Annotated in this window: 23 protein-coding genes and 3 pseudogenes; 20 read left to right on the forward strand and 6 right to left on the reverse strand. The window is 66.6% G+C overall.

Going from position 1 to position 24,143, the window contains the following annotated elements:
• Nucleotides 1-435 precede the first annotated feature (435 nt).
• Nucleotides 436-1,056: an SRPBCC family protein gene (locus tag GA0115234_RS01295; RefSeq protein WP_093538963.1), complete on the reverse strand. Its 621-nt coding sequence runs from the start codon at nt 1,054-1,056 to the stop codon at nt 436-438.
• Nucleotides 1,057-1,299: 243 nt separating this feature from the next.
• Here GA0115234_RS01295 and GA0115234_RS01300 point away from each other — a divergent pair, with 243 nt between their 5' ends.
• Entirely contained in the window at nt 1,300-1,953 is a 654-nt protein-coding gene (locus tag GA0115234_RS01300) for a TetR/AcrR family transcriptional regulator (RefSeq protein ID WP_093538964.1), read from the forward strand.
• Between the two features lie 581 nt (nt 1,954-2,534).
• On the opposite strand, the gene GA0115234_RS01305 is transcribed toward GA0115234_RS01300, so the two are convergent.
• Nucleotides 2,535-2,963, reverse strand: a complete 429-nt coding sequence (locus GA0115234_RS01305) for a hypothetical protein (RefSeq protein WP_161275532.1) — start codon at nt 2,961-2,963, stop codon at nt 2,535-2,537.
• Nucleotides 2,964-3,290: 327 nt separating this feature from the next.
• Here GA0115234_RS01305 and GA0115234_RS43015 point away from each other — a divergent pair, with 327 nt between their 5' ends.
• The 10 genes and pseudogenes from GA0115234_RS43015 to GA0115234_RS44200 form a co-directional block, all read left to right on the forward strand.
• On the forward strand, nt 3,291-3,389 hold the full coding sequence (locus tag GA0115234_RS43015; RefSeq protein ID WP_237540994.1) for a hypothetical protein: 99 nt from the start codon (nt 3,291-3,293) through the stop codon (nt 3,387-3,389).
• Nucleotides 3,390-3,531: 142 nt separating this feature from the next.
• Nucleotides 3,532-3,729, forward strand: a complete 198-nt coding sequence (locus GA0115234_RS43020) for a hypothetical protein (RefSeq protein WP_237540995.1) — start codon at nt 3,532-3,534, stop codon at nt 3,727-3,729.
• A gap of 1,244 nt (nt 3,730-4,973) precedes the next feature.
• Nucleotides 4,974-5,840, forward strand: coding sequence for a hypothetical protein (locus tag GA0115234_RS01325; protein ID WP_093539035.1), 867 nt, complete (start codon nt 4,974-4,976; stop codon nt 5,838-5,840).
• Between the two features lie 1,137 nt (nt 5,841-6,977).
• Entirely contained in the window at nt 6,978-7,436 is a 459-nt protein-coding gene (locus tag GA0115234_RS01335; protein ID WP_256088529.1) for a hypothetical protein, read from the forward strand.
• A gap of 86 nt (nt 7,437-7,522) precedes the next feature.
• Nucleotides 7,523-7,918, forward strand: coding sequence for a nuclear transport factor 2 family protein (locus GA0115234_RS01340; RefSeq protein WP_161275533.1), 396 nt, complete (start codon nt 7,523-7,525; stop codon nt 7,916-7,918).
• 570 nt (nt 7,919-8,488) lie between these two features.
• Nucleotides 8,489-8,743, forward strand: a complete 255-nt coding sequence (locus tag GA0115234_RS44190) for a hypothetical protein (RefSeq protein ID WP_343335919.1) — start codon at nt 8,489-8,491, stop codon at nt 8,741-8,743.
• Nucleotides 8,721-8,930 (forward strand): GNAT family N-acetyltransferase, encoded by a 210-nt coding sequence (locus tag GA0115234_RS44195; protein WP_343335923.1) that lies wholly within the window; start codon nt 8,721-8,723, stop codon nt 8,928-8,930. Before GA0115234_RS44190 ends, GA0115234_RS44195 begins: the two co-directional genes overlap by 23 nt.
• 382 nt (nt 8,931-9,312) lie before the next feature.
• On the forward strand, nt 9,313-10,329 hold the full coding sequence (locus tag GA0115234_RS01350; protein WP_237540996.1) for a CPBP family intramembrane glutamic endopeptidase: 1,017 nt from the start codon (nt 9,313-9,315) through the stop codon (nt 10,327-10,329).
• Between the two features lie 742 nt (nt 10,330-11,071).
• Complete coding sequence (locus GA0115234_RS43030; protein ID WP_256088530.1) at nt 11,072-11,425, forward strand: alpha/beta fold hydrolase; 354 nt, start codon at nt 11,072-11,074, stop codon at nt 11,423-11,425.
• Nucleotides 11,426-12,178: 753 nt separating this feature from the next.
• Nucleotides 12,179-12,711: pseudogene (locus tag GA0115234_RS44200) on the forward strand (IS630 family transposase); the annotation flags it as partial.
• Between the two features lie 7 nt (nt 12,712-12,718).
• Here the strand turns inward: GA0115234_RS44200 and GA0115234_RS01365 are convergent.
• Nucleotides 12,719-12,979, reverse strand: a complete 261-nt coding sequence (locus GA0115234_RS01365) for a hypothetical protein (RefSeq protein WP_176729038.1) — start codon at nt 12,977-12,979, stop codon at nt 12,719-12,721.
• Nucleotides 12,980-13,317: 338 nt separating this feature from the next.
• Here GA0115234_RS01365 and GA0115234_RS01370 point away from each other — a divergent pair, with 338 nt between their 5' ends.
• Nucleotides 13,318-14,145, forward strand: a complete 828-nt coding sequence (locus tag GA0115234_RS01370; RefSeq protein WP_093538965.1) for an alpha/beta fold hydrolase — start codon at nt 13,318-13,320, stop codon at nt 14,143-14,145.
• 58 nt (nt 14,146-14,203) lie between these two features.
• Nucleotides 14,204-14,615 (forward strand): annotated as a pseudogene (locus GA0115234_RS41745) (IS256 family transposase); the annotation flags it as partial.
• Between the two features lie 393 nt (nt 14,616-15,008).
• On the opposite strand, the gene GA0115234_RS42120 reads toward GA0115234_RS41745, so the two are convergent.
• Nucleotides 15,009-15,242, reverse strand: a complete 234-nt coding sequence (locus tag GA0115234_RS42120) for a hypothetical protein (protein WP_161275534.1) — start codon at nt 15,240-15,242, stop codon at nt 15,009-15,011.
• Nucleotides 15,243-16,006: 764 nt separating this feature from the next.
• Between GA0115234_RS42120 and GA0115234_RS44205 the strand changes: the two genes are divergently transcribed.
• The 6 genes and pseudogenes from GA0115234_RS44205 to GA0115234_RS01405 all read left to right on the forward strand — a co-directional run bounded on the left by GA0115234_RS44205 (nt 16,007) and on the right by GA0115234_RS01405 (nt 21,572).
• A complete protein-coding gene (locus tag GA0115234_RS44205; RefSeq protein ID WP_370803751.1) occupies nt 16,007-16,180 on the forward strand; it encodes a hypothetical protein in 174 nt (57 codons plus the stop codon).
• 261 nt (nt 16,181-16,441) lie between these two features.
• Entirely contained in the window at nt 16,442-17,608 is a 1,167-nt protein-coding gene (locus tag GA0115234_RS01385) for a sensor histidine kinase (RefSeq protein WP_093539039.1), read from the forward strand.
• Nucleotides 17,572-17,964, forward strand: a pseudogene (locus tag GA0115234_RS01390) (response regulator transcription factor); the annotation flags it as partial. The gene GA0115234_RS01385 and the pseudogene GA0115234_RS01390, both read left to right, overlap by 37 nt.
• 391 nt (nt 17,965-18,355) lie before the next feature.
• The gene (locus GA0115234_RS01395; protein WP_161275535.1) at nt 18,356-19,396 is read left to right on the forward strand and encodes a PP2C family protein-serine/threonine phosphatase; all 1,041 of its coding nucleotides are present in this window, start codon (nt 18,356-18,358) and stop codon (nt 19,394-19,396) included.
• Nucleotides 19,397-19,916: 520 nt separating this feature from the next.
• Nucleotides 19,917-20,390, forward strand: coding sequence for a GNAT family N-acetyltransferase (locus GA0115234_RS01400; RefSeq protein WP_237540998.1), 474 nt, complete (start codon nt 19,917-19,919; stop codon nt 20,388-20,390).
• Between the two features lie 636 nt (nt 20,391-21,026).
• Nucleotides 21,027-21,572, forward strand: a complete 546-nt coding sequence (locus tag GA0115234_RS01405; protein ID WP_093538969.1) for a GNAT family N-acetyltransferase — start codon at nt 21,027-21,029, stop codon at nt 21,570-21,572.
• 272 nt (nt 21,573-21,844) lie between these two features.
• Here the strand turns inward: GA0115234_RS01405 and GA0115234_RS01410 are convergent, their stop codons facing one another.
• Together GA0115234_RS01410 and GA0115234_RS01415 are read right to left on the reverse strand one after the other, a co-directional pair.
• Nucleotides 21,845-22,372 carry an LLM class flavin-dependent oxidoreductase gene (locus tag GA0115234_RS01410; RefSeq protein ID WP_093538970.1) on the reverse strand — a complete coding sequence of 176 codons (528 nt, stop codon included), beginning with the start codon at nt 22,370-22,372 and terminating at the stop codon, nt 21,845-21,847.
• Between the two features lie 419 nt (nt 22,373-22,791).
• Entirely contained in the window at nt 22,792-23,139 is a 348-nt protein-coding gene (locus tag GA0115234_RS01415; protein WP_093538971.1) for a hypothetical protein, read from the reverse strand.
• Between the two features lie 226 nt (nt 23,140-23,365).
• On the opposite strand from GA0115234_RS01415, the gene GA0115234_RS01420 reads away from it, so the two are divergent.
• On the forward strand, nt 23,366-24,109 hold the full coding sequence (locus GA0115234_RS01420) for an SDR family NAD(P)-dependent oxidoreductase (protein WP_093538972.1): 744 nt from the start codon (nt 23,366-23,368) through the stop codon (nt 24,107-24,109).
• The last annotated feature ends 34 nt before the right edge of the window (nt 24,110-24,143 follow it).

Here is a 24,143-nt window from a genome sequence, read left to right on the forward strand (position 1 = left end):
CTAGGGGGCGGTGTCACCGCCACCGTCAGCTGCAACGTTCGGCAGGTGGTCTTGTTCGACTTCGTCGATCGTCAGAAGCCAGCGCGGCTGACAGCGGTCCTTTCCGGCGTGCAGCGGCACAGTGCTGCGGGAGTTGGGGAAATTGGGCGTGGATCGACAGTCGGTCAAGGAAGTCCGACCAGCAGGCGCTGGGAGAACGGGGCGGTAGCACGCGCACACCTCTCTTCCCGTCGGCTTCGAGGTCGGTTGGCCCGGTTCGTGCGGAGTATCGGGCAGGTGAGGCGGGCCATGAAGGTGTGGTAGGTGTTCTGGAGTTCTTCGTCGCAGAGTGGCCGGGTGAACCCCCCTCGGGGGTCGAGGACTTCCTTGTACCGAAGTGGAGCCCGGCAGGCCTCCCGGGGCGCGGGCCCGGGAGGCCTGTAGTTCTTCACCCGCTCAGTTGCGCCGGTCGTCGGTACGTGCCTCGGCGGTGGTCTTCAGTTCGCGCAGCCAGGTTTCTAGGCCCTGGCGGAGGATCTCCGTCGCGGTGGGCACATCCGCGTCGACCTGGGCACCAGTGTGGGTTTCCTCGGTGCTCACGCGGACGCCTCCTTTGATCGCGGTGAAGTTCCATACGTGGACACCGTCGATGCGCAGCCCCTCTCCGATTGCAGGTCCGGTCCAGCGGATGCAGGAGTTGGGCCTGAGCTGCTTCACGCTCGAGGTGATCTCCAGTTCGGTCGCCGGAGTCGCGGGGTTGGGGGGTATCGGGGTCATCCACCGGAACGCCGAGCCCTTTCGGAAGCGGCCGTGGTCGAGACGTTCCGCAGTCTTGACGGAGGCCTGCCAGGACGGCCAGCGCGCCACGTCCGTCTGCAGTTTCCAGACGGTACGCAAGGGTGCGTGGATCACGATCTCGGTCCTGTGACGAACACGCGCGTCGGGGTCGACACCTTCCCCGCGGCAGGTGAGCGACGTGCCGGGGTGGCGGTGGGTGGCTCCGGCGGGTTCGGTAGCGGTACCGAGGACGGCGAGGGCGATCGGGACGGTGAACAGTACGGTGCGGATGCCGGGCATGGTGTTCCCCTTGTCGGTTGCCGGGCGGGAGCTGTCTGTTGAGTGCCCCGGCTGTCGGGCGGAGTTCTGTCGTCGTACGGGGCGGAGAGCGGGACGGCAGTTCGGTGCGCCCCAAGGGTGCTAGAAGGGCGCGTGTTCGTTAGAAGTTATAACTAGAGATGTGATGGAGGGTCAAGAGCTTGCGTGATAGCTTCTAGCGAAACCTTGAGCATGCAGCAAAGGGAACAAGGGAGGCGGCGGGCCATGGGAGAACCGGATCCGAAGAGCCCGCGGGAGCGATACCGTGCCCAGGTCCGCGCGGAGATCAAGGAACACGCCTGGAAACAGATCGCCGCGGCAGGAGTGCCCGCGCTCTCCCTCAACGCGGTTGCCAAACAGATGGGCGTGAGCGGCCCTGCGCTCTACCGTTACTTCGCCAGCCGCGACGAGCTGATCACCGAGCTCATCCGGGATGCTTACCAGAGTCTCGCCGACACCTTCCGCGTGGCCTTCGTGGCCGGCGCCGACGTGACGGGGCTGGCACACGCACTGCGCGACTGGGCCCTGGAGGACCCCCAGCGCTACTTCCTCATCTACGGCACCCCCGCGCCCGGCTACCACGCCCCCGAGGACACCACCAGGATCTCATCCCAGATCATGGCCACCCTGCTCGACGCCTGTGCTGCCCTTGCCTCGGACAGCCCTGCGACACCGTTCCGCGCCCACCTGCAAGAACACCGGGACTGGGCCGACGGCCACCCCGCCACGCCCGCGGCCCTCCGCCGGGCCCTGACCTTCTGGACCCGGCTGCACGGCGTCCTGTCCCTGGAGCTCGCCGGTCACTTCACGGGAATGGGATTCGACCCCGCTCTGCTCTTCGCGGCCGAACTTGATGACCTGCTCACGCAGCGGGCCTGACGTCACCAGCTCGCGCCGCGTGCAGCTGCGGCCCGTGGGCTACGCCACGAGCAGCACAGGCGGACGCTCGACTGGGGATTCCCTCCCAGCGTTGTCCGCTCCCGGCTGCTGGGTTGGGCGGCGGCGGTACCCATGTACTTGCGCCCATGCCAGGGGAAGCCGGCGCCCCGGGGGAGTACTGGTCGGCAGACCGTTGGCGCTGTCGACGACTACAGGTCGGTCCAATAGCCCGTCGTGGTCACCACCGCTGGGCGGCTCGGGCTGTCTGCGCCCCCGGTGACGGACAGGCCGAGGCCGGAGACTGTCGTGGCAGTCGTTGTGGTGCGGTGCGGACGTCGCAGGTGAGGAGATGATGTCTGTGGGCTGGGACGGCTCAGGTGCCGCCGAGGCCTCTGCGTGAGCCTCCTGCCGCTCCTTGCCCTCGCGGATGTGAGTGGCGCGCCGAGCCCGCCACTGCGGACGGGTATCCGGAGACCCTTTCTGATCTCCGCCATCCCGACTTCGGCGGAGCGCGAGACGACGCGGCAGACTTGAGCGTGCGAGGAATGGTGGAGGCCGACATCGGAGAGGTGCATCAGCCGTCATGGAAGGTCGGTGCGGCCCCACCAGGTCGGGCGTACCGGCACTCCGTCCGCATAGCGTTCCACTGGCGGCGTCGAGGGCAGAGGGGGCACTGCATCTGCCGGATCCGGTTCGGCCTCCGGTGGGGCCGCCTCCGCCGACGGCGGGATAGGCGCGGCGCTGTCTTCCATCAGTTCCGCCACTGTGAACCGAGTGCTGAAGGACTGCCAGGCGCCGTCGATCACCAGAAGGAAGCCATCGCTTTCCCGGAAGAGCCGACGGCGCTTCGGGCTTCTAGGGTGCTCCGGCGTATGTTCCCGGGCACGCCGCTCCAGCTCAACCAGAGCCTCTTCGCGAGCGCCCTCCACATGCGCCAATACGTACGCTTCCGCGTGCTTGCGCTCCCCGACACCCACGGTCGTCTCGATGACCAGTCCCCAAATCGCCACGCTCCCGCCCCTTCTCGTTTGAATCAAGGAAGAGCCTAAAGCGTGCTGTGAAGGGCCGCGGGCCAAGTATTTCTCCTGCACTGGGTGGGGTGTTGCAGTTCAAGTGGGCGGTTTGCGAGTCTTTGAGTGATCCTGCTGTCTCCTGATGGTGTGGGTGCGGGCAGAGTGCGCCGGTCCGTCCGCGGTGATCTTTTGATGTGGTCAGGTGAGCGGACGTGAGCCATACCTGAGTGACTTGTGGGACGAGCAGTGGTCGTTGATCGAGTCGGTGATCACGGCCTTGAAGAACAGCATCGTTCGGTCACTGGTCACCAGAGGAAGTATGCGATGCCGGAGGTCGTGAACGCGATCCTCTACCAGGGCGAGATGGGCTGCCAGTGGGACCATCTCCCGCGCGATCTGCCACAGAAGTGCGCGACGCACTAGTATTTCGCGGCGTGGCAGGGCGACGGGACCGACCAGGTCATCCGTGAGCTTCTCTGCTGTGAGGCGAGCATCGTCCTGCTCGACCAGGTCCGCGAGCACGCCGACGGGGCCGTACGCAGGGCGTTGGTCGACCAGGGCTTCAATGACCAAGGCGGTCGTCCGTGGCGCCGACAGGGGCATCGAGGTCGAGGTCGTCGAACGGAGTCCGCAGGACGGAGGGTTCGTGCCGCAGCCGAAGTTGTGGAGAGTCGCACAGACCTTCGGAATCCTGATACTGCACCGGCGTCTGGCCCGCGACTACGAGCAGCGGCGGGCTTCCTCGGTCTCCCGTGTTTACTGAGCGATGGCCTCCGTCACGACTCGGAGGACGTCCGGCGCTGCCCCGCCTGGCGTGAGACGCTACCGGTGAATGCGTGAATATTCAGTCCCTACTCGACGCGCTCAGCATTCAGGCAGACGCGCCGCCCGGGGCCGTCGCCAATGACCTCCGCACCCAGATCGTCGAACTCTAGACATGGCTGCGAGAGGGTGGAACCCCCACCTTGAGCACCTGGCGATCATCTGGAAGACCGTCACCGGCACCGTCTTCGTCGACCGGATCCCCACCCAGTTGGCCACAGCGGACCTGCCCCAGCACCGGGACTACCCCCCCGCATCCTCGCCGTGTGCGACAACGCCACCGGCCCTCTTCGGGCCCGCGACGTCTGCGGATCCCTCGGCTGTGAGCCACTGGCGTAGAACATCGAAGGCACCCGTGCCGAACTGAAATGCCTGGTCAAACTCGGACTCCTCACCGAGGCCGACACCGGCAACCTTCTCCCGGTAGCCATAGCCGGACACCTACGACCAGCAACCCCCGGCCACGATCTGGTGTGCGTACTGGTCATCCGGTCCAGTGTCTTGGACTACTCGCTGGGCCTCTTGCATCCGACTTGTCTCGCACAGCAGTCGCACAAGGATGTACGGGGCACCACGGTCACTGTCTTCGGCGCGGCTACGCAGCGCTCCCTCCATACCCTGCTTGCGAAGCGACCTGTTGAGTCTCCGGCGTGCGTGGATATCTGTGAGAGCGCGTTGCGTGAGTTCCGAAATTCGTTCCGCACGGGCAAGCAGAGCCATGTGCCACAGTTGGTCGTCGTGTATATCGGGATCGTTGGAGTAGCACTCGGCGTGGGCACTCACGAGCGCGATCGCCACATCCCAGTCCCGGAGATGTTCCGCCGTTTGGGCCTGCTCGAACCAGCCCACGGGACGAGTATCGTTCATCGCTGCGCCGGACAGCACTGTAGGAGTGACCGCTGAAGAGCGTCCTGCAGGGCAAGCGGCTATCAATTGCTCTCATAACGCCCTCTAGGCGTTACGGGTATGGAACCGGGACCCAAGTCGCGTCGCGACCAAGGCCGGTCACCGTCCGAGCGCTGGGCGAAGACACCAAGAGCGTGACCGCAGAACGGCCAAAGGTCTACCCACCGCCGTTCGGCTGGTCATGGCCGGATCCGTCAGCGGCCTGTTTCCCTGGCCCGTCCTGTGCGGGAGGCTGTGGCGACCACGGACGGCGGCCTGGCCGGCAGAACGGAGCTTGTGATGGCCGAGGTACGGGAAGACGACGCGGGAGAGCCCGCGCAGCGCACGATGACTCCGTTCGACGACATCTACGACCAGGCCGATCCGCGCGCCTTCTTCCGCGAACTCGGGGCGTTCGGCTACCGGACACCGCATCACGCCCAGCGCGTTTTCCGCCGCCTGGCCGCACTCCGGCTGCGGTCCCCGGGGGAAGTGGTGCTGGACCTGTGCTGTTCGTACGGCATCAACGCAGCCCTGCTCAACCACGAGCTGACTTTGGACGACTTGTACGCCCATTACACGTCGCCGCGGGCGGTGGCCATGACTTCGGAGGAACTGGCCGAGCATGACCGGGGTTTCTTCCGCGCGTGCCGCAGACGGGATGCCGTCCCGGTGGTCGGCCTCGATGCCGCGCCCAACGCCATCGCGTACGCACGAGCGGTCGGTTTGCTCGACGCCGGGTTCGCCGAGAATCTGGAGACCGCCCCGCCGAGCCGAGACCTGCTGGAGGTGGCCCGGGGCATCCGACTCATCACCGTCACGGGTGGTGCCAGCTTCCTGACCCGGGCCACATTCCAGCCACTCCTGGACAGCGCCCGCACACTGCCGTGGGTCGCCGCCTTCGTCCTGCGTACCGGCTCCTACGCGCCCATTGCCGAGTATCTGGCCGGTCATGGCCTGACCACCGAGACGTACACCGGGCGCACCTTCGTCCAACGCCGCTTCACCAGCGCTGCTGAGCAGCAGTACGCCATCGACGCGGTGACCGCCCACGGAGAGGACCCGGACGGCAAGGAGTCGGCGGGCCATTTTCACACCGCACTGCATCTCGCGCGACCTGCGGCCGACGTCAGTAAGCCTTCGCTCGGCGAACTGGTCGCCCGGTAAACGATCACCGCCCGCGTGCCACCCTGCCTCCTACCATCACATGCCGAGCTCGTCGAGTTCGGCCCGGAGATCCGCCCTGAGTCTGTCGGCTGGCTTGCGGGCGTTGTCGAGCCATGTACCTAGATCTACCACCATGGGCCGACAGCACCATCACCGCTCTGACAGCCTCCCGGCCTGTCGGGAGTCACTGCTTGGGCGGGCGGGGGCTGTTCCCGCCTGTGCTGCTGTGCGCGCACCCATAGTCCGAGCCTTCGTCCTGCATGGCCATCTGACCGGTGGACATGGGCAAGGTCCCGCCGCCCTGGAGCGGGCCCGGATGAGTTGGGAGCACCGTTGCCATCCTGCGTCCCAGGCCGGGCACGATCCCGGGTCGGATTCTTTGAGGCGCATTTCTCCGGGCCTCGGTCAAGGCTGCCAGCTGGTCTCGACGTAGCAGGCCGGCTTCGCGCCGCTGAATGATCTGATTCTCGATTCGGACGGTAGATCTCTGATCCTTGGTCCAGGTCCCATCGGCATACCCGTCCCATACCGCGATGGGGGAGAGAGGGCAACAGGTGGCCGTGCCGAGCAGTGGCTTCCTGCCGGTGCGTTCGACGTGGGCTGCGAAGCACTTATGTGGTCCGTGCGGTGTCTCGATACTGGCCACGTTCTTGCGGGCCATCTCCGAATCCGACGAGCGGTGTTTGTTGGCCGGCCTTGTCAGCATCGAGGTCTCCACGACCCCTTGCAGGCGGGCGAGTCGAAAGCCGTCGCCGGTCAGCAGGCAGTAGCAGTACTGGACGATGCCTCGGCACTTCGAAGAAATGCCCGTCCAGCAACCCGTCCAGCAACCTTCTGTAACACGCTTCAGGTCGGGCGTTCGCCATCCTGGTCTGTGCCGCTCGGGGGGCGTGGTCCGGCTCCGGCCCACAAGGATCGGCTACAGGAGCCGCCCACTCGCCATTCCGGTACTCGCACCCGCAGTCGTACCTCTTCGCGCCGTTGTGTGCTTCCAGCAGAGCTCGGGGTCTGGTCCGGGTCCTGGGCTGAATCCGTGCCTGGTGGGCGCGGTTGCAGGGGGGACTGCAGGCCGCCTCTGCGTCTACCGCTAGAGTGCGATGCTTGTTCGATTCGCTGTGAGGCGGAGGGGGAGGGGTCGTGAGCGCACATCTGAGAGACACTGCCCAGGAGTTGGCGGAGATCCTGTGGCGGGAACACACCGTGTACCGGGAGCGGTCCGGCGGTGTGGTCATCCGGGGCGATCACGTACGGCGGTGGATCAGCCTCGCTCCGGCGGGCGGCCGGGACGAGGTCCTCGTACGCGCTGGGCGCATCCTGGACGGTGGCACTACCGCTCCGGCGCGTTCGGAGGCCGTGGTGCCCCTGTCCGCCGGCACAGGCATGCTCGCCGCGGCCTGCCGCCGCCTGCTCGCCGAGGCGGCGGCCGATGCGGCGCTGGTCGCACCGCAGGCAGCGCCCCGGCGGTCCAGACGCTCCAAAATGGCCGCGCGGCCCAAAGGAAGTGGGAAGCACACCAGTTTCGGTTCATGGGTGATCCTTGCCTGTGTCACCGGTGTGATTGCCCTGTACGTCTACAGCGCCTCGACGCACGGCTGAAGGGTGTTGCGAAAGCGCTGGCCGTGTCGCACAACGATGTCTGATTTCTGCCAGCAAGATGCGCTTTTGGTGATCATGCTGGCAGCATGACGCTGTCATCCACTACGGACTCAGTGACAGTCCTCACCGGCATGTATGCGGCTGAGGCGGAGTATCTGGCGGCCGGAGGCCCCGGTGAGGGCTCGTTCAACTTGCTTGCCCCCTTCTTCGCCCCCGATGTCGAGCTGCATCAGGCGAATGCTCTGCCATATGGAGGGACATGCCGTGGGCACGGAGGAATGGTGCAGTTCTTCCTCGCGATGGGGCAGGTCTGGGATACGTTCGACATGATGGAGCAGAAATTCCTTGCCACCGGTGAGACTGCAGTTGTGCTTACGCGAGTCCGTGCCCGCGCTCGTGTGACCGGCCGTGAACTCAGCTTCCCGATCCTGCAAACGATCACGGTCAAGGATGGCCAGATCACCGAGGTGCGTCCGTCCTAATGGGACACTCAGGCTATTGCGGACGCCTGCGTCGCGCCCGTACCAACAGCCTGAAATCGACGTGAATCCGTCAGTCACAACCATTCGTTGAGAACCCTGAGAACCCTGAGAACCCTGAGGAGCCGTAAGCGAGCCGCATCGTTTTCGTTCTCCGCTGTCGGAACGGTGAATCTGGGCCTCTCGATATGGAGTTGATAGAAGAGCACCGATGGTGAGGCCGAGCGGCTGGCATTCTGCAGCGTTCCCGTCGAACACTGGGTCCACCCGCCTGCCACGAACGCGATCGAGTCCACGTTCGCCACGGTCCGGCTTCAGACCAAGATCACCTGCGGCGCCGGCTCGCGCACCACAGCCCCGGCCACCCGTCTCCAAATCCGTGGGGCCCGTCCAGCAGTGGTGGCGGTCCGTGAACGCACCCCACCTCGTAGCCCTCGTCCACGCCGGTGCCCGATTCGAAGGCGGCTGACTCGCAGAACACCCCGAGAAGGTCACAGCATGAGTACTCTCCAGGCCCAGGGCATCAGCACCAGCCGGCTGGACCTGCTGCTGCGTGCCGAGTAAGCCGAGGAGATGGCGGCAGTGCTGTCCGATCCGGCCCTGCACACCTTGATCGGCGGCACTGCGGACACTCCGCAAACCTTGCGTTCGCGCCGCCAGCGCATGACCGCAGGCTCTCCCGTCCCGGCCGTCTCCTGGCTGGACTGGGTGATCCAGCTCCGTGACATGCCCTGCCCGACAGGCACCGTCCAAGCCACGGTAAGCCTCGCCGAGCACAGCTCTACCGTCGAGATCGGCCTGGGTGGTGGAAACCCCCTGGCAGAGTAGAGGCATCGCGACCGAAGCAGCCCGAGGAGTCGTCGACTGGCTCAGCCAGAAGTCGGTGCGCACTGTGATCGCTCACATCCACCCCGAACATCGGGCATCCGCCGTCGTCGCCATGGCCATCGGGCTCACACCCACCCGTGAATGGCACGGCGGTGAGGTTCGATGGCAGCGAACCATCGGAGAATGACTTCAGCGATTCACAGGCCCTGACCATTACTCGCCGCAGACACCCACCTCAGACGGGGACTCGGATCACTCGTCCGCGGCATCCCGCCCATCCGCACCCTGTCGCGGTCCATGTCGATGAAGGCCTGCCAAGTTCCATACTCGGTGCGCATCCCTTGTCCGGGCTCACTCCCGCATGCATCGCTACTGATCCACGTTCGCCGCCGTCTGCATCGTCCCGGTACGCGTGCACGATGACGACGTGGTCAAGAACTGGCGGGCTCTCACCAGGCTTCGTATCAGCCCGCTCGTGCCGCCCACTTTCTGCACACTCTGCTGTTCCTGACGGACCTCGTAAGTCAACCGCCGACCGCCTTCGCTCTCCGATGGGTGGAGAGAGCTCCATGGAGGAAGTGGAGCCAGCTCCCCTGCCAATACGCGACCTGGCTGGATTCCTCGCCGTCGCGCTGATCCGTAGGTTCCACTTCATGACGTTCTCAAGCAGCCACATGCCGCCCGTCAACCGACGACGTGGCCTGTTCATCTTTCTCGTTGTCGCCTACATCGGCATGTGGGCGGCCATGTCACCGCTCCTGGTCAGTGGTTACCGGCGTGGCGACGCACGTGAGGAGACCGGTGTACTGGAGCAGGTATGCATCGCGGCCGCGATGTTGGCACCTGCCCTCGCGGCAATCCTCGTCGTTCGCTGTGTCGAGCGCAGCGGCCGGGTGAGGGACACGCTCGCCCTGCGGTGGACGAAGCCCTGGGGGCGCGCTGCGCGGGCATGCCTGATGGCCTTCGTCGTCCCTGCCGGCCTCACCACGGCTGCTCTGGTCATCAGCACTTTCGCCGGACGCTACCCGTTCGATGGAGTGCACTGGCACGGGCTCGGTACATGGGCAGCCGCAGCGGTGCTGAACATGCTGGTGTCGCTTCCGCTGTTCTTCGGCGAGGAATTGGGCTGGCAGGGCTACCTCTTTCCGCGCCTCGCACGGGACGGTGACCGCCGGAGCCTGATACGGGCGTACGCAGTCACCGGTGCGGCCTTCGCCCTGTGGCACCTGCCCACGCTGCTGATGGGCGGCCAGTACCCAGGTCGGCCCTGGTATGTGTCGGTGCCCGCCATGCTGGTGAGTTGCCTCCTCATCCTGCCAGTCTTCACATGGCTGCGGCTGCGCTCCGGCTCGGTCGTACCAGCCGTCATCGGCCACGCGTTCGTGAGTTCGGTGAGTGTCGAGATGGTCACGGAGTTCGCCGATTCCAAGGCAGCACTGGATCCCCTGCACATGAGCATGGCCGGCTGGCCCGGCTGGATCGTCACGGGCGCGTTCGTCGCCTTCCTGACGCTGACCGGCCGACTTCAGCCATCCTTCTACACGGCCCGAAACGTCCATCAGCCCGCATCGATCCGCCGACCGTAGGTGCCAGTTCGGTAGGTCCGTCCAGGGGGCGGACCACCACCGCCTGGTCCAGGCGGTGCGGGCGTGATGGCTGGGGAGCTCACGGCCGATGCTCAACCACATTGTGAGAACCCCTTGACGTACGTCACACGCACGCACCGCACCCGTCAGGGACGGGGCAGCGGCAGAGACCGTCGGACCGCGGCCGCGGCGCCTGGCGCTGTCGGGAATCTTGGGCGGGCGCCTTCCGGGAGATCAACAAGCGGTGCGGGAGGCCCTTACGGAGGCACCGTGCCGGAGTCGACTCTGCGGTCGGTCTCTCGGGCCGGTCCAGGGCAAGGCGGCGTTCACCTTCTTGAGAGCGATTGCCCTGGTCCGCAGGGTGGGTGGCGATTCGTCAGGCCGGGGCCGGAGGTCCGCAGCTCGGTTCGGGAACTGGACCGGATGTCGTAGAGATTGCAAGGCGGGAAAGGAGACCTTCCGAGCGCCGCGGCAGCTCTGTGTACCCGGCGGCTGTGAGCGTATGCCCCCGGTGGAGGCGTTCCGTCCCGGCCCGGCTCCTGGTGCCGCTCAACACAGTTGGCAAGACGCAGCTGGTTCGGGTGCTGGGTAGAGTGCGCTGCCGCTCAGCGGCCGGATGTGGCCGGAAAGTCCTGGAATCTGTGCCTGCAACTCGCAAGTGTGCAACGGCTTCTCCGGCCAGGAAGCCGAGGATGCACAGTGTCGGCGCAACCGATCTCCATCGTCTCTCGCGGAGATTCGAGTGACGGGCTTTGACGACGGGAAAGGGGCAGATATGGCGTCCTTCGTTCTGGTCCCCGGCGGCTGGCACGGTGGCTGGTACTACTCCGGCTTGGCGGACCGGCTCAGGAGTGCCGGGCACCTGGCCTTGCCTGTTACGCTCTCCGGCATCGGCGAGCACGCGCATCTCAGCGGTTCGGCGGTCAACCTGGATACCCATATTCAGGACGTTCCTGCCGTGCCGGCATCCGGGCGGGTCACCGACGCCGTTCTCGTCGGGCACAGCTACGCCGGCATGGTGATCACCGGCGTCGCCGACCGTGCCGCTCCCGGCGCGGTGCGCCGACTGGTCTACAGCGACGCCTACGTCCCGTAGGACGGCGAGTCCTGCTGGGAGCTCACCACGGAGGCGTTCCGGCGACTGTTCGTCTACGGCGCCGCGGCGGACGGCTTCTCGGTCCAGCCGCCGCCCGGCCTCGACCCGCGCGCGACGGCGCACCCCCTCGCGGCCTTCCTCCAGCGCCTCACCCTCAGTGGGGAAGGCCTGGACCGGATCGGGGCACGGGACTACGTGTTCCTGTCCGGATGGGCTGGCACTCCGTTTGCCGAGCTGCATCAGAGCCTTTCCAAAGACCCTGAATGGCGCACCCATGTATTGGACGGCAGCCATGACGTTCTCGGCGACGCACCGGGCGAGATCGAGCGGATCCTCCTACTCGGGGAGTGAAAGCAGCTCGTGCTGCAAGCGGACCGGTTTCTTATGACGGTGGCCTGGAGGCCGCGCCCTCCGACGAGTGGCGTGCGGTTCCGTGGACTGGGCGCTATTTCTCGTGAATATTCACGGTCCGCAGGATTGCCCTTTACTGCCCAGACCGGTGGGCAAACCGCTGTCATCGTCGAGGCTCTGTGCTTCCGGATCTCGTGGTTTTCACGCGGAGCCGGGCGACGGCGCTTTCCAACTGCCCGAGATGCCGGGCGGACCGCCGACTGCGAGCCCCGGAAGGCATGCTGCAGTGAGCACGCTCGCTTGCATCCGGGTCCGTGACTTCTTGCTCGCCGCCGCTGTCACGCCTGGTACGAACATCACGCACCGAGTCATCGCGGGGAGCACTGGCCGTCGTGGCACCCGCTCACGCACTCGCTTCGGCAATGGGCCGAGCGTGGCGGCAGGCGCAAGGACCCCGACCGTGAGCCCAGGCGTCGGCGCCGGGCGACCTGCAACCGCTACGGGGGCATCCGCCACCTGTTCGCGGCCCTGGACCTCAAGCACCACAGGCTCTACGGCCACATCAAAGCCACCGGGAAGCGGGTCCAGTTCCTGAAGTTCTGCCGCTACCTGTGCACTCTCTACCCGCCCGGAACCCGTATCGCGATCGTGTACGACAACTTTTTTTCGTATTTGACCACGAAACGGTTTCAGCGGGTCGGCACCTGGACGGCGGCCCGCAACGTAGGGACCACCTACACCCTGACCAATTCCTCCTGGCTCAACCGCATCGAGGCCCAGTTCACTGCCTTGCGCTACTCCGCCCTGGACGGCACCGAACACGCCAGTCATCAAGAGCGGGGCCGCATGATCCGCCGCCGCTACCTGATCCGGGGAACCGCCATACCGACGACCGTCGTCCCCGAGCCGTCGTCGCCCAGGTCAATGTGGCCTGATACGTCATCAGTCAGCCTGCACGACGAAGAACAGGAAGCACACGAAGGCCCCCCGACGGCTTGTCCACGAAGATATCGGGGAAAGTTCGCGGGCGCCCGGTGCGGGGAAGGGTTCGCTGATGACGTTGATCCGGAAGTCCGCCGCGGTGAAGGCGTCGGTCATGGCATGCAGCGGCCGGCGCCAGAAGGTCATGAGGGCAGTGCGCCCGTCGGGGGCCCACTCCTCGGAGTGCTTGTGGGTCGCGAAGTAGTCGACACCGGGGATCACAAGGCCGATGGAGTTTCCCTGACGCGGCACTAGCGACCATGAGCTTTGCCGACTTCGTTTCAATGAGATCTTCGACGAAGCGGGTGACGTCGTGTTGGGCGGTGGCAATCCCGGGACACACGACCTGGTTCTGGTTCTGAGCGGGCAGAGACAGGACGGCCGGTTCAACCCTGTCGAATACAAGCAGGCGAACTGAACCAATCAATGCGTACCAGCAGCCGGGCCTCGGTGGAGTCGATCGCTCGCTCTGACCATTACCTCCGGGGTAGTCGACGCGGTGATCTCTGTTGGGCGAGAGTCGTCGAACAGGCAGTGACAACGTCCAGGAAGGACCTGCCATGCCGTACTTCGAAGGCGCCGATGGAACAAGCCTGTTCTACACCGACTGGGGTCAGGGAAAGCCGGTGGTGTTCGTGACCGGAGCCTGGCTCAGCAGCAGCTCATGGGAGTTCCAGATGCTCCCGCTGTCCGAGAAGGGCCTGCGTTGTGTCGCCTATGACAAGCGGGGGCACGGCCGCTCGGACTGGGTCGGTCGTGGGTACGACTACGAGACCCTCGCCGACGACCTCGCGGCTCTGCTCGACCACCTCGATCTCCGCGACGTGACCCTGGTGACGCACTCGATGGGCGGTGGAGAGGCGATTCGTTACCTGTCCCGCCACGGCTACGACCGGGTGAGCCGGATCGTGCTGATCGCGGTCACCGCGCCATTGGCCATCAGAACGCCGGACAACCCGGAGGGGATCGAACAGAGCGCTCTCGAAGCCGGGTTGGCGAACCGGACAAGCGACCGTCCGAGGTGGATGGCCCAGAACACGCAGGCGTTCTTTGCGACACATCTCGGGAACAAGGTCTCCTCCGAGCTGATGGAGTGGATGGTGCAGAGGTGCCTGGACTGCTCGGCCAAGGCCGCTGTCGAGGTGGTCAAGATAGGCGCCTGTACCGATCTGCGCGAGGAGTCCGCTGCGCTCCGGGTGCCGACTCTGATCATCCACGGCGACGCCGATGCCTCTGCTCCCGTCCACCTCTGCGGGCGACGGATGGCGGAGTTGGTGCCGGGCAACGTGTACAAGGAATACCCCCGGGCGGGACACGGCATCTTTATCACCCACGCCGAGCAACTCAACCAGGACCTGATCGACTTCATCGGGGACACCTCATCCTGAAGCCGCAGGACACGATAGCGGCGTGAGGGGCCAGCGCCTCGTGGGCGCCGACGCCGCCAGCCCAGCCGGGCCTTCACCTGCGACCGACACCCGCTTGCCGACGCAGTGGCAGGACGACCACGCTGCCCTCGCGGATCGCGAGCTCGCGGAGGTCGACCACGTATACGTGTACGTGCGGGCAGACGGCATGCACCTCAAAGCCTGGCGTGCGCGTGGACGGTCCCAAGGAACTGGTCGCACTGAAGGACGGCTACCGCGAGTCCGCTGAGTTCAGGGCGGACCTGATGCGGGAGTGCGCCCGCCGGGCCATGCGCGCCCCGGGGCTCGCGGTCGGGGACGGCGCCCTGGCCTGCTATGGCTTTCCCGCCGAGCACCGACTCCACCTGCGCACCACGAATCCGATCGAGTCCACATTCGCCACCGTCCTCTTGCGGACCAAGGCCACCTGTGGAGGTCAGCGCCGCCCGGCACCCTTCGTGCCGACAGAGCAGGCGCCGTCTTGAACGCGCTGGACGAGTACGGCCGTACATGCGACCGCCACTATGCACCCGAGAATCGCATCCTCGAGACGTTCGGATACTTCTGTGAACAACTTGAGCTCCGCGACTACTTCTTCGTCCCGCAGCAATTTTCCATCCATTTGGACGACCTCGGGACACCCGTCGGCCACCACACTGGATTGCCTCGCCCGTTGCCGGGCTAAGGGCTGTCCCGTAATCCCTGGTGGGCGTGCGACGACGGCCACGGCACCTCGCCGCGTTGTCGGAACGCCCGAATACATCCAGTATTCGGGCGTCCCTCCGCCTTGCGATGCACCGCGTCCGACGCCACACGCTGATCCACCAGGGATTACGGGACAGCCCTTAGCTGAGGACCAGGGTGAAGAACTTGACGGTGAGTGCGTCCGCGCCTGGGGCGTTGGAGTATGCGATGCGTTCTACGAATGCGCCTCTGAGTTGGTACTGTTTGACGGCATTGTCCTGGTAGTCGAAGACCTCGATGGTGACGTCCTTGAAACGTCCTTCGCGTCCCGCAGTCGCGTCGTCGACCCAGCGGTCGACCGCGGAACTGTGGGTCGCGCCCCGTACCAGGGTCACCTCGTGATCCCCGAGGCCGGAGACTTCCTGAAGGTACTCGACGGGCGTCCATCTGCAGGCGGAAATTGTGGGCGGTGAGGGCGCCGCCGGGTTCGAGTCTGTCCATCGACCTGGTGGACGCGGCCCGTCCGCCGGAACTCCTTGCGGCAGAGTCCTTCGCGCCGCCCTGCTTTGAACCGTCCGAGCCCGAACCTTCGCCCGACGCAGATGCACGGGACACTGCCGACGGGCGGCCCTGTCCCGTGTCATCACTGTTGTTGCAGGCTGTGAGCGAGAGAGTCACGGCGACGGCCAGGGCGGTGAAGGTGAGCCGCTTGTGAACGCGCATCGCTTCTTCCTCACAGAGGCCCTGACACGCCGGGCCGCACGGCGCCGGTGCGCGCCACCGGTCAGCCGGGACGGCGCTTCCCGCAATCGCTGCACACCTGCTCGTGGCCGCCGACGGCTGCGACAGAGCCGTGACCCGGCGGACCTTGACCCCAATTGGTGGCGTGGTCTCGTTGACCCGCGCCGCCCGAGCCCGGGAGACAGCAGCCCGGCCGCACTACTGTCTTTGAAGGGTCGGATGCGGGCCATGGGGAGCAACGGGATTCTAGCGTGAGGACTGCCTCGCAGTTCATCCCGGTCCGGCCGTACTCGTCCGTGGTAGTTGGAGATGGGCACCAGATCCTGGACGCGGACCCACGACACGGTTCGGCCCGGGTACGGCCGACGCTGCCACTGCTGTCACCGCCGCCCAACTCGGTGGCGTCGTCAAACGGTTCATCGCAGCGGGTCAGTGGCAGACCATGGATCAGGACATCGGCATCGTGACCGGCGTCGGCTACGACGTCACCCGCCTGGCCTGGGGCTTGCGGGGCCTGCCCGTCGAGATGATCGGACGGATCCGAGGTGGCCGTGTGAGAGGCGGTTCCCGAGGCCGCCGCGGGTCTATGTGACTGACCAACCGAGCTGCTACGAAGACCAGCCGCGCGCGCCAGTAACCACTGGATCAGCACCGCGATGCGCGGGCAGGACGCAACGCTGGAACGGCTCCGCGCCGACCGGCAACGCCGTTGGGCCTGGCGCTGCTGCGTGAAGGGCCCCGTCCCGGCCGCAAGGCGGTACTGCGCTGGGTGCCCTTGACCCTGGCGACGCTCGGGCTGATGGTGTTGCTCGGACAGGCAGGCTGAGTGCACCCGTACAGGCACGGTCGGACCATGAAGCTCAAGGGGCAGCGTCATCTCTACGCCCTCGACCTCGGCGTAGCCCTGGCTCTGACCGCCGTCTACGTTGGCTTCGCCAGGTTGCCCGCCGACGACGGCCAGCCCGCCTACACAGGTCCGCCCTGGATCGGGTTTCTGATCGCTGCCGCGGTCGGCCTGCCCATCACCGTACGCCGCCGTTGGCCTCTCCCGATCCTGGGGATCGTGCTTGCCGCTTTGATCGCGACGTGGTTCCTCGACATCCCTCGCGAACCGTACATCCCCGCCGGCCTGGCGGCATACGTCGTCGGGCCGGCCGAGCCCGCCCGACGGTCCGTGCTCGCGTTCATGGTGACGCTGCCGGTGGTGTGCGGCGCTGTCTACCTCTGCCAGGTGGTGGTCACTCCCGCCGAGAACAGCGAGGGTGCCGCAGGAGTGGCCGCGCTGGTGCTGGTGGTGACCGGAGGGGCTTGGGGCGCGGGGTTCGTCGTGCGCAGTCGGCGGGTCGAGGCAGGGCGGGAAGAACGGCGCCGAGCTGAGCGCGCGCTGGACGAGGAGCGCCTACGGATCGCCCGCGAGCTGCACGACATCGTCTCGCACAACCTCAGCCTGATCGCCGTCAAGGCAGGTGTCGCCGGGCATATGGCGGAGGCCGACCCACAGGAGGCGCGGGACGCGCTCAAGGTCATCGAGGAGACAAGCCGTTCCGCACTGGCCGAGATGCGGTACACGCTCGGCGTGCTGCGCACCGAAGGCACACCTCTCGGCTCCGTACCGGGCCTCGACCGCCTCGGTTCGCTCGCCGCCGAGGCGAACCATGCAGGGGTGGACGTCGATGTGACGACGAGCGGCACGCAGGGCCTGCCCGAGGGGACGCAAGTGACCATCTACCGAATCGTTCAGGAGGCCCTCACCAACGCTGTCCGGCACGCCGCCCCGACCCGCTGCCGGGTCACGGTCAAAGCGGACACGCACGAGATCCGCATCGACGTCGAGGATGAGGGACCACCGCCCGGACGCCCATCGGCCAACCATCAACTGCCGGGCGGACACGGCCTCCTGGGGATAAGAGAGCGGGCGATGATGTACGAAGGCAGCTTTGAGGCGGGGCCCCGGCAGGAGGGCGGCTTCGCCGTGTCGGTACGGCTGCCCGCCGAGCCGGCGCCGCGGGCTTCCTGCTGAAGGACACCTCACCGGCCGAGGTCCTCACCGCCATCGGCGTCGTCGCTGCGGGCGACGCACTGCTCGCTCCCTCGGTGACCCGACGCCTGATCGCGGAGTTCGCCCGCCGCCCGGAGCCGACGCGACCGCCGAGCCGGTCGCTGGATGCCATCACCAACCGCGAACTGGAGGTGCTCGGCCTGATAGCCCGTGGCCTGTCCAATACAGAGATCACAGAACACCTCCACCTGAGCCTGGCCACGGTCAAGACCCACATCGGCCGCCTCCACGCCAAACTGCAGGCACCCGACCACGCCCAGCTCGTGATCGTCGCCTACGAGACCGGGCTCGTGGGCGACCGTCGGCGCGGGGCGTGACCCTGACTCTGACAGCTTGATCATTCGGCGGCACTTGGCATCTTCGGTAGTACGGAGGCGGTGAGGGAGGGGGAGAAAGAGATTGGACGTCGACGCCGGGTGACTCCGCGCCCGTCGTCATGCGATCGAATACATCGAATACGGAACGCCGCGGTCCCGTCTGTCGCTTCCCGTACGCGCTCCAGCCGTGCCGCGCCGCGTACGGACAACGAAACCCGGCGTCTTCAGGAACAGTGAATGGTGCAGTGGCCCAGGTGGTGCAGCACGACGATTTCGTGCGCGTATCCGGTGCCCTCGAAGGGCGTGCCTCGTAGGCGGGGAACTCCACCGGGTGTATCACCAACGCATGACGACGCTGCTATCACATAGGCCTCATGGGCCCGCCAGGCGTGTGGCACTGGTCCTGCTATCCGTTGTGGCGATCATGGTGGTCGGCATCGTGACACCTGGATATGTGCGCGTTGCCAGTCCCCTCCTGGCCCTGCCACCGGCCTTGGCGGCCGCCATGCTGAGGCCCCGCCCCACCGCCCTCATCGGCGCGGCATCCCTCCTGGGGGAAGCAGTCATCGGCCTGTTCCACTACGACGTTGCTGCGGTGAACTGGTCCATCCAGGCCGTAACGGTTCTGCTCGTCAGCATCATCGCCGTGTATCTCTCCCACGTACGCGAAGCACAACTTCAGACACTGACCCAAGTTCGGAAGATCGCCGAGATCGCCCAGCGGCTGGTACTGCAACCGATTCCGCCGGAACTGGGCCCCTTGCACATTGCCACGCTGTACATGGCAGCCGAGCAGGAAATGGAGATCGGCGGTGACCTCTACGCCGCCACACGCACCACAAGCGGCACCCGACTGATCGTCGGGGACGTCCGCGGCAAGGGCCTCCCCGCCGTCGGCGACGCTGCCCAACTGCTCGGGGCCTTCCGCGGCATCGCCTACCAGGAGGCCGACCTGGTGCACCTCGCCAACAGCCTGGACACCAGCGTGACCTGGCACTTGTCCGGCACCTCCGACGACCCCCACGCCCAGGAGAGCTTCATCACCGCCGTCCTCGTCGACATCCCGGATGACATGCGCACCATCCGTCTGGTGCAGTGCGGCCATCCACCGCCACTCCTCTTGCGGGGCGGTCATGTCGATGTCCTCACCGCCGAGCAGCCCGCACCACCGCTCGGCCTGGGCCTCGGAGCGTACGAACACCACGTAGACGCCTTCACCCTTCTCCCGGGTGACCTCCTCCTTATGCACACTGACGGCGTGACCGAGGCGCGTGACTCCCGGGGCACGTTCTACCCGCTGGCTGAACGCCTTCCCCGATGGGCCGGCCAGGCACCCGAGACGCTCCTCGCGCATCTGCGATCCGATCTCCTGGCCCACACAGGAGGACGACTCGGCGACGACGCCGCGATGGTCGCGGTCGGAATTCCCTGACTCCGCTCCGGTGTTTCAGAGCCAGCGGTGACCGATTACCAGTACATCGGCTAATGGCCTGGTCCAGTACCGGACGAACCTGTCCGTGCCTCGATCTGCCGCAGGGAGCAGCAGGTACCCGGCCCGGCCTCTTCCCCCGCGGAGTTCCCACCCGCCCCGACCCGCGCCCCATGACAGCAGGACGGGGGCGAACCAGGAGGGCCCCGCCCCGTGCGTCCGCCCTATGCTGTCCCGCTGCGTTCCGGAACCGCTGTGGGCCCAGCCGTGCTGCGCATGCACTGTCGGGGGTGGCGGTCGCGGGGCAGGAAGACTGGCCTTCCGCGCTTCGGCGCGGGTGCAGGCGCTCTTCATTGGACGACGAACAGCTGAGACATCGCCGCTCAACTGTTTGTGCGCGGATACGGCGAGCTTTGTGGCCCGGCCTGCGAGTGCCTCGGGCTCCTCGATGATCCATTCCAAGGGGTCGCCGGATGCTCGTAAGCGGATTCCCTCCGGCAGATCGGCCTGCGAGAGTGTACCCATGAGTGACGTTGTTATCCGTCGGGCCGAGTGCGATGACGCTCCTGTGCTGGCAGCCATGCGCTGGCGGTTCAAGATGGAGGAGGGCGGCGACGAAGTCTCGCAGGACGAGGAGCAGTTCATCGCTGAGTGCGAGGGGTGGCTGCGTACCCGGATGGCCGGGCCGTGGCGTGTCTGGCTCGCGGAAGTGGGCGGCAGGCCGTGTGGCCACGTGTTCGTATATCTCGTGGAGAAGGTCCCGAGCCCGTCCCCGGGCTCCGATGAGCTCGGTTACGTGACGAACTTCTACGTCACCCCGGAACAGCGCAACCGCGGCCTGGGCCAGGCCCTCCTTGACGAGGCGACCAGCTATGCGCGAGCTCATCGCCTGGACACGCTGATCGTGTGGCCGTCCGAGCGGAGTGCCCCGCTGTACCGGCGCTGCGGCTTCGGCAGACCGGACGAACTCCTCGAGCAGCCCGTGGCGCCCAGCTGAGTGAAACCCCGTAGCGTCCTTTGGGCCGTGGCTCGGACGTTCTTCGCTCACACCCCAACGGGATGCCCCTCCCACGCAGCGGTCCTCAGGGCAGGAAACGGCCGTGCACTGTGGCGTACTCCTTGACGACGGCCACTCCGTTCCCCCGGGTCGCCTCCTACTGACCACACCATCGAGCTCCGGCCACCAGCCCTGTGGCGCACTCGCCAGTTGAATCATGCTCAGCTCGCCGACCATCTGGCCGAGGCCGACGTTGTGAGCAGTCACTATGGTGGATACGGACTGGGGACTGCGACGCCCCGCCGCACCTGTGTTTCCCGATGCCGGACTTGGTTGTGGCGGGCTGAAGTGGGCGGGGCAGGGCATTCGGCAGCCGGCTGCGGCGAAGTCTGCGGCGCGGTCCTGGCGGACGTCGGCGAAGCTGTACGCGAACGGCGAGTCTGCGGGGGCCGGGGACGACGACGGTGCCTTGCGCGACGAGCAGGAAGTGTGCGAGACCGGGAGATCCGGAGCCGTCTGAACTGGTGGAGTCATGCGAAGGTCTGTTCGGCGGCCCTGCGGGCGTAGGGGCGGCGGCGCGGGCACCCTCGCATAGGCTCGCCGTCTCATCCGACGCATTGTGACGAGGATCAGCCCATGCGCAGCAGCACCAGGATCCGTCTGATCGAGCCCGCAGACGCCGCCCCGATCGCCGCGCATCGGCTGCGGGACTTCGAGGCTTTCCGGCCGTGGGAACCGTCCCAGCCGGCGGAGTTCTTCACTCCGGAGGGGCAGGCGGAGCGGATCGACAGCCTGTTGGCCGGATTCCGGGGCGGCACGGTCTGGCCGGGCGTGGTGCTCGCCGACGACCAGGTGATCGGGCAGGTCACCGTCGGAGGCATCCTGCCGCAGCCGCATCTGCGTCGCGGTTCCGTCGGATACTGGATCGCCAGCGTCGCCCAGAACCAGGGGCACGCCGGGCACGCCGTCGGGCTTGCACTCCAGGTGATGAGGGACGAACTCGGGCTGCACCGCGCCGAGGCGTCCACCAATCTGGAGAATCTGCCGTCGCAGCGGGTGCTGCGCCGCAACGGGTTCAGCCCGTACGGCGTTGCGCACTCCTCGATCTTTCTCGACGGGAGCTGGCGGGACGGGCTGCTGTGGGAGCGGATCCTCGGCGACCAGCTGATCGTCTCGGATTGAGTTCGCTTGTAGGTCGTGACAGTTGGGGTTGTCGGCTGCGGAGTTGTGCAGATGGTGGATGGGAACGGGTAGCCCCAGTGCTGCCTTCGTGCCCGTCGAAGCGCCGGAAGTCGACCACGATCCCGTCAGCGCTGTTCTGACGGCCCGGCAGGGCATCGCCCGACTTCCAGGCGTTCCAGGCATTCGATGTGTTTCCGGGCTACTCCCTGGTGTCCTTCCCGGGCACGGAAGTGTTGGCCCGCGTGAGGTTGAGGGCACAGTTGATGTGTGGTTCAGAGCAATGCGGTGGCGAGGTCGCGCCACGTGTGTACCTCATCCACCAGATAAGGGTGCACACCCACAGACCGGTCGGCTCCCAGGCGGCTCATCCGAGGTCCGTGCGCACCGATGATTCGTGCGGACGGCGGAAGCGGAGGGCTGGCGGTATCCAGCGCGTCCAGGTACCGGCCAAGCGCAGTTCGAGGGCGGTGGTACCGGTCGACGAAGTCGGCGTGGCTGACGCCCAGTCCCACGAGGAGCCGGGCACGCTGTTGCTCGGGCAGCGCGTGGTAGGCAGCGGCAAGCCGGTCCGCAGGCTGTTCCCAGATGGACACGCAGCCGGTCGCGACGACAACTCGGCTTGTAGCGCTCAGGAGTTCAGCGGCAAGGACCAGGTCCCCGCTGGGATTACCGCCCGGACTCCCGCCGAGCCAGAGCGTCCCGTACCCCAGCTCCTCAAGTTCTCCCGCGGCTTCCTGGGCTTCGCGCCGATCCCCGTGCGTGAAGGCCAGGCTCCATATGCCGAATGCCCCGAGTTCCATGAACAGTCCCCATCCTCAGACACGGTCCCACCCTTTCTATCGCCATGGCCGCGAGCCTCCCCGCAAGATTCCCCTTGCTGTCCAGAACTCGTGCCGGCAGCCTCGGCGCCCCGATCGTCCTCACGGTAGGTGCGCCAGAAACGGGCTGATGACCAGCACAGTCCCCAGGTAGCCGACGTCACCGGTCACCACACCGTCGCCGATCGCCGGATCCTGGCCGGCAGTCGCCCGAGGAGGTCGACTCGGTCGCTGTCAACAGGTAGACCCGCGAGGCAGGCATTCAATCCCTCGACGTGCTCCGATCTCATTCGGCCCGCGCCTACCTTGTCGACAACGGACCCGATCGAGTGGAAGCCCCCGTACTGGCTGGACGTGAGCCGTTCGTCGCCCAGGACTGCCTGAGTCAAGTCGTCAGATATTCAACGGTCCCGGCAGATCCCTCGGACCTTTCCGTAGAAGTGTCCGATGCCTCTGCGCCCTCGCCGCCCCTCGTCACGAGAGCGATCCGCGCGGTGTGTACACGGGTCGTCCGCTGCGCGCCAGGTCTGTACCGAGCGTTCCTCGGCCGCCTTCATTCGGTCGGCGAGTTGCCGGTACTGGAACCTCGTTCCGCCGGGCAGCTCGATGCTCTCGAAGAGATTGTCCCGCCACGGCACGATGGTCATTGCGAGGTGCACCGCAGGGACTCCATCGATCTTGAGGGCTGATCTCACCATGTGCACGGTCGCGGCCGCGATCGCCGCACAGGTGATGACTGCCGCGATCACATCTCGTCTTGAGGAGTACCCGGGTTCCCGGCCTGCCTGGTCGCCGTCCTTGACGAGGATCGAAGACGCCACGGCTTGGTTTCTCGTACGACCAACGGGCTAGCCGCAGGTGCCGGAACCTGCTGAGGCAGGAACAGTGGAGAGAGTAGGACTCAGGAAGCCGCGCATCATGGTTCACCCGCCTGTCGGGCGTGCGCTGCCCCGGCCAGCCGAAAGGTGCATCCCCATGTCCGCGGATCGCGCAACCCTCGACCCACCCCCTCTCACTGCCCTGGTCACCGGGGCCACGTCCGGCATCGGTCGGGCGGTGGCCAAGCGGCTGGCCGCCGATGGAATGTCCGTCGTCGTGTCCGGCCGCAACGCTCAGCGTGGGGCCGAGACCGTCGACGAGATCACCACAGCCGGCGGCCACGCCCGATTCGTTGCGGCAGACCTGGAGGACCAGGCCGGCATCGACCGGCTCGTCGCGGAGGCCGGCGAGATCGACGTCCTGGTCAACAACGCCGGCCATGCCGTCTGGTCGCCGACCGAGGAGATGACGGTCTCCGACTACGACGCGATGTTCGCCGGCAATGTCCGCGCGGCGTTCTTTCTCGTCGCCGCGTTCGTCCCGGAGATGGTGGCGAAGGGGGCGGGGAGCGTGATCAACATCGGCAGTGTGGCAGGCAGTCTCGGCTTGGCCAACGCTGCCGCGTACGGCGCGACCAAGGCCGCGCTGGCATCACTGACGCAGAGCTGGACGGCTGAGTACAGCGGCCGTGGCGTCCGCTTCAACACCGTTGCCCCCGGGCCCGTCTACACCCGGGGCGCGGCCCGCGAGCTGTTCGACGCAATCGCCGAAACCACAGCGATGAAGCGCGCGGCCGAGCCTGCCGAGGTAGCGGAGGTCGTTGCTTTCCTCGCCTCGCCGAAGGCCGGCTATGTCACCGGCGCGACCGTCGCGGTCGATGGCGGCCGCACCGCCATCTGAACCCCAGACCAAGCGGGTCTCCAACGGACACACC

Origin of the sequence: Streptomyces sp. DvalAA-43, from assembly GCF_900091725.1 — a bacterium.
Lineage (GTDB): Bacteria > Actinomycetota > Actinomycetes > Streptomycetales > Streptomycetaceae > Streptomyces > Streptomyces pulveraceus.